This window comes from Mesorhizobium sp. LNHC252B00 (assembly GCF_000502955.1).
In the GTDB taxonomy this organism is placed as follows: domain Bacteria; phylum Pseudomonadota; class Alphaproteobacteria; order Rhizobiales; family Rhizobiaceae; genus Mesorhizobium.
In genome coordinates this window covers 245,595-258,091 of sequence record NZ_AYWO01000007.1, presented here as the reverse complement: position 1 = coordinate 258,091, position 12,497 = coordinate 245,595, and the positions used below count along the sequence as shown (strand labels likewise).

The following is a 12,497-nucleotide window of genomic DNA, read 5'->3' as shown; positions in this document are numbered from 1 at the left end:
GGCGGCCGGGGCCGCTGGCTTCACATCCGCGGCCTTGGCCTCCTCGCTGGAGTCGCTGCAGGCGGCGAGCAGGGCAACCGCCGGAATGGCCGCAAGCGAAGACAGAACGTTTCTGCGAGACAGAGTTTGGCCAAACGGGGGACGGTTCATACGAATCACCTGACAAGGGTTGGATTTTGCAATGCAAAGACACGAAAAGGCGAGAGTTGGCGCGAATTAAGGCATCTCCATCCCCAATCCAATCGCCTAACCTGACAAAGGCGATCACGAAAGCGAGATATTGACGACAAATCCATGACTTTCTTCAAGAGGCTTATGACTTCCTCTCCCCGATAATGGTCGCGCCAAGTTTTTCCAGCGATGCGCGCAGTCCGTCATTGTCGACAAGGCCGACAGTCCCCGACAGTTTCGTCTTCTCGGCTGCCGTCAGCGGCCTGAGGGCCGGTCTGCGCCTTGCCTTGTCGGCTGTCACCGGCTTCTGCAGAATTCTGATGCGGCTGATGGCAGTGAAACCGAGGAAGGCGTTGACCCGGTTGATGATCTCGCCGGTCTCGTGCTGCAGGTGAAGTGCCGCCATGCCTTCGCAGGCGATGACCAGCACCGCCGGCTCGAACGGATCGTCCTCATGCATGCGGCGCGGCCACTGGATTTTTTCAGGGCGCGAGTGGCTGGCCAGACGTGGGCCGGCGATCTCTTCCCATGACTGGACGAGGCCGATCGAAATGCCGGCCCGCTTGCGCAGCACCGGATCGAGGATCTTGGTCGCGAGATCGCTGATCGGGACGGGATTGCCGTAGGGCGTTCTCCCTGCCATGTACGTTCTCCAGCCACGACGTTCATCAGTATCGGCCAAGGCCAATTCCCGATCAATGGCACCAGCAGACCAGACCCGCAAGACCGCCTCCCGAGATAGCAGCAACGCTGCATCCGGAGAAGCTGCATCTGGAGATAGTGGCAAAGCCACATCTAGAGTTCGTGACGATATCGCATCCCGCTTGCTCGGCTGGTACGATGTGCACCACCGCGAACTGCCGTGGCGGATAACGCCACGCGAGCATGCGCGGGGCGTAAGGCCTGATCCCTACCGCGTCTGGCTGTCCGAAGTCATGCTGCAGCAGACCACGGTCGAGGCGGTGAAGGCCTATTTCCGGGTTTTCGTCGAGAAATGGCCTGATGTCGAGGCGCTGGCCTCGGCGCCGACCGAGGACGTGATGAAAGCCTGGGCCGGGCTCGGCTACTACTCCCGTGCCCGCAATCTCAAGGCCTGCGCCGATCTGGTGGCCCTGCGTGGCGGCCGGTTTCCCGACACGGAAACGGGATTGAGAGAACTGCCCGGCATCGGCGCCTATACGTCGGCGGCCATCATGGCGATCGCCTTCGGCCGCCCCGCCGCCGTCGTCGACGGCAATGTCGAACGCGTCATCTCCCGGCTGTTTTCGATCACGACGCCGCTGGGCGAGGCGAAGCCTGAGATCCGCGCCCATGTCCAACGCATGATGCCAGGGACAAGGCCGGGCGACTTCGCCCAGGCGATGATGGATCTCGGCGCCACCATCTGCACCCCGCGCCGGCCGCGCTGCATGCTGTGCCCGCTGCGCGAAGACTGCAGCGCGGTCGTTTCAGGCGATCCCGAGCACTTCCCGGTGCGCCTGCCAAAGGCCGACAAGCCGCTGCGACGCGGCGCCGCCTTCGTCGCCGTACGGGGCGACGGCGCCATTATGCTGCGCAAACGGGCGGAGAAGGGTTTGCTTGGCGGCATGACCGAGGTGCCGACGACAGGCTGGACCGCGCGGATCGATGGAGGCACCACGGAAGCGGCCGCGCCTTTCCCTGCCGACTGGCGGCGTGCCGGCCAGATTGCCCATGTCTTCACCCATTTCGCTCTCGAACTCGAAGTCTTTCACGCCCACATCAAAGGTGATGCGCCGGAAGGGCATTTCTGGTCGCTCGCCCACGAGATTTCCGGCGAGGCGTTGCCGACTGTCATGAAAAAGGCAATCGAGGCTGCGATACCCGGCGCGACGAAAAAGCCGTCGCCACACAGTGCAAAGAGGCCCCATGACTGAAATACGCCACATCGTTTTCGACATCGGCAGAGTGCTGATCCACTACGATCCCAACATTCCGTTCAGCCGCCTCATTCCGGATGCCGAGGAGAGAAAGTGGTTTTTCGACAATGTCTGCACGCATGACTGGAACATCGAGCAGGATCGCGGCCGGACCTGGGAAGAGGCCGAGGCGCTGCTGATAGCGGACCATCCCGATCAAGCGGAAAACATCCGCGGTTTCCGCCGCCACTGGCACGAAATGGTGCCGCATGCCTACGAAGACAGCGTCGCCATCATGGTCGGCCTGATCGAGAGCGGCCACGACGTGACCATGCTGACCAACTTCGCCAGCGACACGCTGGCCGAGGCCCGCGAGCGCTTCGATTTTCTCGAGCGGCCGCGCGGCGTCACCATCTCGGGCGAGATCGGCATGATCAAGCCGGATCGCGGCATTTACGACCATCACGTCGCCGCATTCGGGCTGGAGCCATCGGCCACGCTGTTCATCGACGACAGCCAGAAGAATGTCGACGGCGCCAAGGCGGCAGGCTGGCAGTCGGTGCTGTTCACCGATGCGAAGACGCTTCAAGCAGACCTTCAACGCCTTGGAATCAAGGCGTGATTTGAACCGCAGCGATCCGTTGCGTTGCTACTTTCGTAGCAATTGGCAGGAGATCAGGCCCCTGCCCGCTCCATGCCAAGCCGTGCGATGCGGCGAAGCTCGTCGATGGGGGTCAGGCCGCCGCTGCGCTCATAGTGCCAGAAGGTCCAGCCGTTGCAGGCATCCAGCCCTTGCACCTCGGCGCCGATCTTGTGGATCGAGCCGGCGCTGTCGCCGATCGCCACCGTGCCGTCGGCGCGCACCTTGGCCGCCCAGCGCTTCTTGGCGTCGTAGAGCGTCGCGCCCGGCATCATCAGCCCGGTGTCGATGAGGCTGACGAAGGCGACGCGCGGCTCGGCGCGCTTGCCGGTAAGCACCGTGAGATCCGCGCCATCCAGCGGCCGCACCGCGTCGATGCGCTCGTTGGCGGCGTCGATATAGGCCTGTTCGCGCTCGATGCCGACGAAATGGCGACCGAGGCGCTTGGCGACCGCGCCGGTGGTGCCGGAACCGAAGAAAGGATCGAGAACTATGTCGCCCGGTTTGGTCGACGCCATCATGATGCGGGCGAGCAGCGCTTCCGGCTTCTGCGTCGGGTGCAGCTTGTCGCCATTGTCGTTCTTCAGCCGCTCGCCGCCGGTGCAGATCGGAAACAGCCAGTCGGAGCGCATCTGGATGTCGTCGTTGGACGCCTTCATCGCTTCGTAGTTGAAGGTATAGCCCTTGCCCTTCTGGTCGCGCGAGGCCCAGATCATCGTCTCATGGGCGTTCTGGAAGCGGCGGCCGCGGAAATTCGGCATCGGGTTGGTCTTGCGCCAGACCACGTCGTTGAGGATCCAGAAGCCGAGATCCTGCATCTTGGCTCCGACCCGGAAGATGTTGTGATAGGAGCCGATGACCCAGATGGTGCCGTTGGGCTTCAGCACCCGCCGCGCCGCCAGGAGCCAGGCACGGGTGAAAGCGTCATAGGCCTCGAAGCTTTCGAACTGGTCCCAGTCGTCATCGACCGCATCGACCTTCGACTGATCAGGCCGGTGCAGATCGCCGTCGAGCTGCAGATTGTATGGCGGATCGGCGAAGATGACGTCGATCGACTTTTCGGGCAGCCGGTCGAGCGCGGCGACGCAGTCGCCCTTGAGGATCGTGTCCAGCCATTCGGATTGCAGGGGAGCGTGGGATAGCTCGTCGAGAAGACGCACGGCAGACATTCTGACACCCAGGGGCACGCGTTACTGTTTTACTCTCTGTTATGGTTACCGATCAGCGTAAATATTCGGTGAAGACTGCCGAGTTTGCGAAGGTGGCCCTGTTGGTGTATGCCGCGCCGCCTCACCTCCCGAGGCCCTTCATCCTCCCATTGTCCGGATCACCATGCCCCAGCCAGACCTTGTCATCTTCGATTGCGACGGCGTGCTCGTCGATTCCGAAATCATTGCCGCCCGCGTCGAGGCGGAGCTGCTGACCTTAGCCGGGTACGAAATCTCTGCGGAAGAACTCGCCGAGACCTACGCTGGTCTGACGTTCAAGGACATCATGATACGGGTCGAGGAGAAGTCCAGCATCCCGTTCCAGGTATCGTTGATCGACCGCGCCGAAGAATTGGTCGACCGCAAATTGCGCAGCAACGTACGTGCCATCGATGGCGCGCGCGAGGCAGTCGCCGCGGTCACCGCGCCGCACTGCGTCTGCTCGAATTCGCGCTCCGAGCGCATCGAATTCATGCTGGAGAAGGTTCACCTGATGCCCTTCTTCAAGGACCGCATTTTTTCCGCGATGGAAACACCGACCGGAAAAACCAAGCCTGCCCCAGACGTGTTCCTGTTTGCGGCGGAGAAACTCAACGCAAACCCGGCGAACACGTTCGTCATCGAGGATTCCGTGCACGGCGTCCATGGCGCCAGGACGGCCGGCATGCGGGTGATCGGCTTCACCGGCGCCGCCCACAGCTATCCCGGCCATGCCGACGCGCTGACCGAAGCCGGCGCCGAGACGGTGATACGGCGCTGGGCAGAGCTGAAAAGCGTGATCGCAGCGCTGTCGGAGTGGTCGGCGGATGCCTGAAAAGCGTGCGCCGCGACGCACGCTTCATCCAAATGCCGAGACTTAGTTCGTCGCGGCAGCTTTCTTCCTGCGGGTCTTCTTAGGCTTGTCCGTCGTCGCCTTCGGCGCGTTTTCATCATAGCCGGCAAAGACTTGATAGTCCTGCGCCGTCGGCTCGGGCACGACAACATTGGAATCGGTGAAGACGAACTGGGTGGCGACCGAGGGATCGGTGACCTGGACCTGATATTGGTGGATTTGCGAGTAGAGGACCTCGGCACCGTGCATCACGGCGATGCGAATTGGCATGGTGATGTTGCCGGGCGAGAACTTCGGCCCCGGCACAATCTTGCCCGCGACCGCGATCTTCATCGTCAGCTGGCCGTTGGCACGGCTGCAGTCGCGCGTCACGTCGCTGACCGATGCCTGGTAGACGATGTTCGCAGACTCGTCGGGCGGAGCAGCAGCGGCGGCGTCGGCCGCGGCCTGGGCGGCGGCATCCTGCGCGGCGTCGCCCGTCTTCTTGAGCTTGGGCCTGGGCTTCTGGACGTCCTTGGAATAGGTGTTGAAGAAGGCCGTGCCGTCACGCACCGTCACTCTGGGACAATAGGCTTGCAACTGGCTGGCCAGTATTTTGGGATCCTGCGGCGGCGGTGGCGCCGTCGGGTCCTTCTTGCCAAAGCCGAGGTTCAGAATGCCATTGTCGCCCGATTGGCAGCCGGCGGCGGCAAGCATAAAGCCGGTGAGCGCAAGACCCGCCAAAAAGCGACCACTAAATGTACGAAACACCATGAAACTGCACTTCCCTCTCGCAAAGCTGGTGACGTATATCAACCGCGCGGCAAAAATGCGACTGAGCCAGCGCAGAAATTAACCACCTTGCAGTGGACGGAAAAGCCAAGCAGTAACGGATTTGTGATATGCAATATGTGAGTACCCGAGGCGAAGCCCCCGTTCTTGGATTTTCCGACGCCGTGCTGGCTGGCCTGGCGCGCGACGGCGGGCTCTATGTGCCGCGCGAGTGGCCGCGGTTTTCCGCGGCCGAGATCCGAGCCATGCGCGGCCTTGCCTATCCCGATCTTGCCATCCGCGTGCTGTCGCCGTTTCTCGGCGACGAGATCCCGGCATCGGTCTTCGAACGGCTGGTGCGCGAAGCCTACGCCACCTTCCGCCACGAGGCCGTCTGCCCGCTGGTGCAAACCGGCCCCAACACCTTCATCCTGGAGCTCTTCCACGGGCCGACGCTTGCCTTCAAGGACGTGGCGATGCAGCTTCTGGCCCGGCTGATGGACCACGTGCTTACCGAACGCGATCAGCACGCCACCATCGTCGGTGCCACCTCGGGCGATACCGGTGGGGCGGCAATCGATGCGTTTGCCGGGCGCAGCCGCACCGACATCTTCATCCTTTTCCCGCACGGCCGCGTCTCGCCGGTGCAGCAGCGGCAGATGACGACATCGACGGCTGAGAACGTCCACGCGCTGGCGATCGAAGGTAATTTCGACGATTGCCAGGGCCTGCTCAAGGATATGTTCAACGATCATAGCTTTCGCGACCGGGTTGCGCTTTCCGGCGTCAATTCGATCAACTGGGCCCGTATCATGGCCCAGATCGTCTATTATTTTTCCTCGGCGCTGTCGCTCGGCGCCCCGGACAGGCCGGTCTCCTTCACGGTGCCGACCGGCAATTTCGGCGATATCTTCGCCGGCTACGCAGCCAAGAAGATGGGCTTGCCGATCGAACGGCTGGTCATCGCCACCAACGACAACGACATCCTGGCGCGGACCTTCGCGACCGGCGAATACCGCACCAAAGGCGTCTTTGCGACCACGTCTCCGTCGATGGACATCCAGGTGTCGTCCAATTTCGAACGCTTGCTGTTCGAGGCCTCTGGTCGCAACGCCGCGACGGTGCGGCGCTACATGGACAGTCTGAAGCAGTCCGGCGCTTTCACCATCGAGCCCCAGCAAATCGTCGGGATGCGCTCCGAATTCGATGCAGACCGGGCCGATATGGATGAGGTCGCCGCCACCATCCGCTCGACGCTCGCGGCCAGCAACTACCTGCTCGATCCGCACACCGCGGCAGCCGTGCATGTCGCGGCGGGCAAGGCGTCAGGCGCCGTGCCGATGGTGGTACTGGGCACCGCCCACCCGGCAAAGTTTCCGGCCGCCGTCGAAGCCGCCAGCGGCGTGTCGCCCGCACTGCCCGCATGGCTAGGGGGGTTGATGACATCCGAGGAAAAATACACGGTACTTCCATCCGACCTGAAAATGGTGGAAGATTACGTCGGCCGCCGCGCGCGGGCGGCGCGTTAGGGAGTAGTAGCCATATGGGTGTTGAGGTAAGCCGTCTGTCGAACGGCCTGACAGTCGCCACCGAAACCCTTCAAAGTATCGAATCGGTTGCCCTTGGAGCCTGGGTCAAGTCGGGTGCTCGCAATGAACGTGACAACGAGCATGGCATGGCCCATCTGCTCGAGCACATGGCGTTCAAGGGTACCAATAGGCGAAGCGCCTTCGAAATAGCCTCGGAGATCGAGGACGTCGGCGGTGAGATCAACGCCGCCACCAGCGTCGAAACCACCTCCTACTATGCCAGGGTGCTCTCCGACGATGTGCCGCTGGCCGTCGACATTCTTGCCGACATCCTGCAGGAGTCCGAGTTCGACCCACAGGAACTCGAACGCGAGCAGCATGTGATCCTGCAGGAGATCGGGGCCGCGCACGACACGCCCGACGACATCGTCTTCGACCGTTTCACGGAGACGGCGTTTCGCCACCAGACGATCGGACGCTCGATCCTGGGCACGCCGGAAACCGTCAAATCCTTCACCTCAAGGCAGTTGCACGATTTCATCGAAAGGCAATATGGCGCCGAGCGCATGGTGATTGTCGCTGCCGGCGACATCAAGCACGACAATTTCGTGCGCGAGGTCGAAAAGCAGCTCGGCGGCTTCCGCAGCAAGGCCGACAGCACCATCCCGCAATATGCGCAATATATCGGCGGCGATTTCCGCGAGGACCGCGACCTGATGGACGCGCAGATCGTGCTTGGGTTCGAAGGCCGCGCCTATCATGTGCGCGACTTCTATGCCTCGCAGGTGCTGTCGATGATCCTCGGCGGCGGCATGTCGTCGCGCCTGTTCCAGGAGGTCCGCGAAAAACGCGGCCTGTGCTATTCGGTCTATGCCTTCCATTGGGGCTTTTCCGACACAGGCGTCTTCGGCGTCCATGCCGCCACCGGCCAGAGCGATATCGCCGAACTGGTCCCTGTCATCATCGACGAACTGCAGAAGGCCGGCGAGAACATCCTGCAGGAAGAACTCGACCGTGCGCGTGCGCAATATCGCGCCGGGCTGATCATGTCCGCCGAAAGCCCGGCCAGCCGGGCTTCGCAGATCGCACGGCAACTGCTTCTGTTCGGCCGGCCGATCGCCAAGGAGGAATTGATGGAACGGCTGGCGGCGCTGACGATCGAGCGGCTGACCGATCTGTCGTCGCGATTGTTCTCGACCAAGCCGACGCTTACCGCTGTCGGGCCCGTGGGCACACTGGCGCCATACGAGGCGATCCTCGAATCGCTCGCAGGCACGCAGACCACGGCCCGCAAGCTCGCCGTCTAAGCCCCTCAAAGCGCCATGTTCGCGCTCCCTTTCTTCCGCCGTGACCTACCGGCGCTGAAAGGCGACCGCGTCACACTGCGCGTGCCATTCACCAATGATTACCGCGAGTGGGCGGCGGTGCGCGGTGAAAGCCGCGCCTTCCTGGAACCTTGGGAGCCGCGCTGGACTCCCGACGAACTCGACCGCAATGCGTGGCGGCTTCGCATCAGCCGCTACCGCGAAGACTATGCGCAGGGGACGGCCATCGCCTTCTTCATCTTCGAAGGCAGCAGCGGCAAACTGGCGGGCGGCATCACGCTCGGCAACATACGCCATGGCGTCTCGCAAAGCGGCCATGTCGGCTACTGGATCGGCGAACGCTTTGGCGGCCGCGGTCTGATGACCGACGCAGTCAAGGTGGTGACCCGCTTCGCCTTCGATACGCTGAGGTTGCACCGGATCGAAGCGGCCTGTATTCCCGACAATATCAGGTCGATCCGCGTGCTTGAAAAAGCCGGATTCCGGCGCGAAGGACTTCTGCGATCCTATCTCAGGATCAACGGCATCTGGCAGGACCACTACCTCTATGCCCGGATCGCAGACGATCCGCCGTGCGTTGGAACGAAGGACTGATTTTTTTGACGAATTTCCTGCGAAACGGGCTGCTGTTCGCCTTTGTCATCGCGACAATGCTGACGCTGTGCGCGGCGAACTCTGCCTTCGCAGTCGAGCCGATCAAGATTGCCCGCGACGACGTCGCGCTCGACCTTTCCGGTGCCGTCGAGATCTATCGGAACCAGGGCGAGAATTTCCAGGTGTCGACCGCTCCGGGTCCGGACGGCATCGTGAGGCGCATCGAGGTCGAGGCCAATGACGCGCGTTCGACCGGCGACTGGGCGGTGTTCGCGCTGGCCAACACCACCGACCAGCAGCTCGACAGGCTGATCGTCGCACCGCATTTCCGACTGGTGAATTCAGGCATCTTCTGGCCGGATCTCGGCTCGACCCGCATCGCCGCCATCACGCCCAGCGAAGGCTTCGCGCTCGACCGCCAGACCAGCCCCGACGCCGACGTGTTCCGGGTGACGCTGAACCCCGGCACGGTCATTACCTTCATCGCCGAACTGGCCTCGCCGAAGCTGCCTCAGGTCTATCTCTGGGATCCGGAATCCTACAAGGACTCGGTCAATTCCTACACGCTGTTTCGCGGCATCGTCATCGGCATTGCAGGCCTGCTGGCGCTGTTCCTGACCATCCTGTTCGTGGTCAAGGGAACCTCGATGTTCCCAGCGACCGCGGCACTTGCCTGGGCCGTGCTGGCCTATATCTGCGTCGATTTCGGCTTCCTCAACAAGATCATCGAGATATCGCCCGGCAACGAGCAGATGTGGCGCGCCGGAACGGAAGTGGCGCTGGCGGGAACTTTCGTGGTGTTCCTGTTCGCCTACCTCAACCTCAACCGATGGCACGGCCATTTCAGCTACGGTGCATTGGTCTGGATCCTCGGACTTGTGCTGATCGCCGGCGTCGCCATCGTCGACCCGGCGGTCGCCGCCGGCATCGCCAGGCTGTCCTTCGCCGCCACCGCGCTGACCGGGCTCGGCCTGATCATCTTCCTCGGCATACGCGGCTACGACCGCGCCATCATGCTGGTGCCCAGTTGGGTCATGGTGCTGTTGTGGCTGTGCGGATCGTGGATGGCGATCACCGGCATGCTCGACAACGATATCGCCCAGCCGGCCTTGGGCGGCGGGCTGATCCTGATCATCCTGTTGATCGGCTTCACCGTCATGCAGCATGCCTTTGCCGGCGGCGCGCTGCATCAGGGCCTGTTCTCCGACCTCGAACGGCAGGCGCTGGCGGTGGCCGGATCGGGTGACACGGTTTGGGACTGGGACGTGCTGCGCGACCGCGTCGTCACCAAGCCCGATGTCAGCATCCAACTCGGCCTGGCGCCCAACAGCCTCGGTGGTGCCGCACGCAACTGGCTGCCGGTGCTGCATGCCGACGACCGCGACACGTTCCGCACGACGCTCGACGTGGTGCTCGAACACCGGCGTGGCCGGGTGTCACAGAACTTCCGACTGCGCGGCGCCGACGGCCATTATCATTGGTTCTCGCTCCGCGCGCGTCCGGTGATCGGGTCGGACGGCGAAGTCATCCGCTGCGTCGGCACCATGGTCGACGTCACCGAGCAGAAGAAATCCGAGGAAAGGCTGCTCCACGATGCGGTGCACGACAATCTGACCGGCCTGCCGAACCGCGAATTGCTGATGAACCGGCTGGAAGCCATCATCTCGATCGCCCGCACTGAAGAGAAGGTGCGCCCGACCGTGTTCGTCATCGACATCGACCGTTTCAAGCAGGTCAATGACGGGCTCGGCATTTCTGCCGGCGACACCATCCTTTTGACCATAGCGCGCCGCCTCCACCGGCTCTTGAAGCCGAAGGATTCGCTGTCGCGCTTTGCCGGCGACCAGTTCGCGCTGATGCTGCTTTCCGAACAGGATCCCGCCCGCATCGCCGCAGTCGCGGACGCCATCAAGCATGCCATCAACAATCCGATCACCTTCGCCAAACGCGAGATCGTGCTGACGGCCTCGATCGGACTGATCACCTGGAACTCGCCGCAAATGTCGGCCGAGGACATGGTCAAGGATGCCGAGTTGGCCATGCATCAGGCCAAGCGCTTCGGCGGCGACAGGATCGAGCCGTTCCGGCCAGCCTTCCGCACCGTCGGCACCGATCGGCTGCAATTCGAATCCGACCTGCGCCGCGCCATCGAGCGGCGCGAGTTCACGCTCGCCTACCAGCCGATCGTGCGGCTGGAGGATGGCAGCGTCGCCGGCTTCGAAGCCCTGCTGCGCTGGGACCATCCGCGCCGCGGCATGATCCCACCGGCGGATTTCATCCCGGTCGCCGAGAGCTGCGGGTTGATCGTGCAACTCGGCCTGTTCGCCATGCAGCAGGCGGCGGAAGACCTCGCCAGCTGGCAAAAGCAGATCGGCGACGCGCCGCTGTCGGTCTCGGTCAACCTGTCCAGCCGCCAGTTGATCCGCCGCGACCTGGTCAGCGACGTCCGCTCGGTGATCGCCCGCGCAAACCTGAAGCCGCGCTGCTTCCGGCTCGAGCTCACCGAATCGCTGGTGATGGACAATCCCGAGCAGACCGCCCATGTGCTGACCAAGCTGAAGCAGCTCGGCATCGGCCTGTCGCTGGACGATTTCGGTACCGGCTATTCCTCATTGGCCTATCTGACGCGTTTCCCTTTCGACACCATCAAGATCGACAAGAGCTTCGTCGACGACAAGACACCCAAGCGCGCGGTGCTGCTCAAATCGATGGTCAACATGGCGCATGAACTCGGCCTGTCTGTCGTCGCCGAGGGCATTTCGGACGACAGCGATGCGCTGGAATTGCGCCAGATGGGCTGCGAATACGTGCAGAGCTTCATGTTCGGCGCGCCAATGCCAGGCGACCAGGTGCTGAAGACGCTGAAGGAGCAGTATCCGCTGACGCAAGCGTGAGAAGCTCAGGCGTGTCCGGCGGCGAGGCTGAGATGGGCGAGATCGATGCCGATCGCAGCGAGAATCCGGTCGTATTTGCGCTCGATGTCGGTGTCGAACAGAAGCTCGGCATTGGCCGGGCAAGTCAGCCAGCCATTCTCGGCGATCTCGGTCTCCAGCTGGCCGGCGCCCCAGCCGGAATAGCCGAGCGCCATCAGTGCGTGACGAGGACCGCGCCCGGACGATATGGCGCGCAATATGTCAACGGTCGCAGTCAGGCAGATGTCGTCCGAAACGGTCAGCGAGGATTCCACCCGGTAGTCGCCCGAATGCAGGACAAAGCCCCGACTGCGATCCACGGGCCCGCCATTGCGAACGACGAAGTCACGGGCTTGCGCCGGCAGGCGGATCGCCTCGTGTTCGTTCATGATGCCCAGTTGCACGAGCAGATCCGGAAATAACATTTGCTGCGTCTGGTTGATGATCAGCCCCATGGCGCCTTCATCTGAGTGCGCGCAGATATAGACGACCGAGCGCGTGAAACGGTCGTCCTTCATGCCGGGCATGGCAATCAGGAACTGATCGTCGAGAAAGCCGCGGCTCGCGACCGTCTTCTTGTGGCGCAACAAGTCCATGAAAGGCAGCGTAACGCGTTTCCAAAGCGCCGAAAAGATGCACTGTGCGGGATTCGACCAAAG

11 protein-coding genes are annotated in these 12,497 nt (G+C 62.7%); 7 read left to right on the top strand and 4 right to left on the bottom strand.

The window, feature by feature from the left end:
* Window positions 1–313: 313 nt before the first annotated feature.
* Window positions 314–814 carry a DUF721 domain-containing protein gene (locus X744_RS157375; protein ID WP_023759153.1) on the bottom strand — a complete coding sequence of 167 codons (501 nt, stop codon included), beginning with the start codon at window positions 812–814 and terminating at the stop codon, window positions 314–316.
* On the opposite strand from X744_RS157375, the gene mutY reads away from it, so the two are divergent.
* Both mutY and X744_RS157385 read left to right on the top strand, forming a co-directional pair.
* Entirely contained in the window at window positions 813–2,066 is a 1,254-nt protein-coding gene (mutY, locus tag X744_RS157380) for an A/G-specific adenine glycosylase (RefSeq protein ID WP_032907394.1), read from the top strand. The genes X744_RS157375 and mutY overlap by 2 nt on opposite strands.
* Window positions 2,059–2,670, top strand: a complete 612-nt coding sequence (locus tag X744_RS157385) for an HAD family phosphatase (RefSeq protein ID WP_023759151.1) — start codon at window positions 2,059–2,061, stop codon at window positions 2,668–2,670. The genes mutY and X744_RS157385 overlap by 8 nt, the downstream gene beginning before the upstream one ends.
* A gap of 53 nt (window positions 2,671–2,723) precedes the next feature.
* Here the strand turns inward: X744_RS157385 and X744_RS157390 are convergent, their stop codons facing one another.
* Window positions 2,724–3,857: a site-specific DNA-methyltransferase gene (locus tag X744_RS157390; RefSeq protein ID WP_023759150.1), complete on the bottom strand. Its 1,134-nt coding sequence runs from the start codon at window positions 3,855–3,857 to the stop codon at window positions 2,724–2,726.
* A gap of 163 nt (window positions 3,858–4,020) precedes the next feature.
* On the opposite strand from X744_RS157390, the gene X744_RS157395 reads away from it, so the two are divergent.
* Complete coding sequence (locus X744_RS157395) at window positions 4,021–4,710, top strand: HAD family hydrolase (RefSeq protein WP_023759149.1); 690 nt, start codon at window positions 4,021–4,023, stop codon at window positions 4,708–4,710.
* Between the two features lie 42 nt (window positions 4,711–4,752).
* Here X744_RS157395 and X744_RS157400 read toward each other — a convergent pair whose 3' ends face one another.
* A complete protein-coding gene (locus X744_RS157400; protein ID WP_023759148.1) occupies window positions 4,753–5,481 on the bottom strand; it encodes a hypothetical protein in 729 nt (242 codons plus the stop codon).
* A 128-nt stretch (window positions 5,482–5,609) separates the two neighbouring features.
* Here X744_RS157400 and thrC point away from each other — a divergent pair, with 128 nt between their 5' ends.
* The 4 genes from thrC to X744_RS157420 are packed head-to-tail and all read left to right on the top strand — an operon-like array spanning window position 5,610 to window position 11,820.
* Window positions 5,610–7,007, top strand: a complete 1,398-nt coding sequence (thrC, locus tag X744_RS157405; protein ID WP_023759147.1) for a threonine synthase — start codon at window positions 5,610–5,612, stop codon at window positions 7,005–7,007.
* 14 nt (window positions 7,008–7,021) lie between these two features.
* Window positions 7,022–8,314, top strand: a complete 1,293-nt coding sequence (locus X744_RS157410; RefSeq protein WP_023759146.1) for a pitrilysin family protein — start codon at window positions 7,022–7,024, stop codon at window positions 8,312–8,314.
* 15 nt (window positions 8,315–8,329) lie between these two features.
* Window positions 8,330–8,926: a GNAT family protein gene (locus X744_RS157415; RefSeq protein ID WP_023759145.1), complete on the top strand. Its 597-nt coding sequence runs from the start codon at window positions 8,330–8,332 to the stop codon at window positions 8,924–8,926.
* 56 nt (window positions 8,927–8,982) lie between these two features.
* Window positions 8,983–11,820 (top strand): EAL domain-containing protein, encoded by a 2,838-nt coding sequence (locus X744_RS157420; RefSeq protein WP_245266595.1) that lies wholly within the window; start codon window positions 8,983–8,985, stop codon window positions 11,818–11,820.
* A 5-nt stretch (window positions 11,821–11,825) separates the two neighbouring features.
* Here the strand turns inward: X744_RS157420 and X744_RS157425 are convergent, their stop codons facing one another.
* Window positions 11,826–12,434 (bottom strand): YqgE/AlgH family protein, encoded by a 609-nt coding sequence (locus X744_RS157425; protein ID WP_023759143.1) that lies wholly within the window; start codon window positions 12,432–12,434, stop codon window positions 11,826–11,828.
* Between the last annotated feature and the right edge of the window lie 63 nt (window positions 12,435–12,497).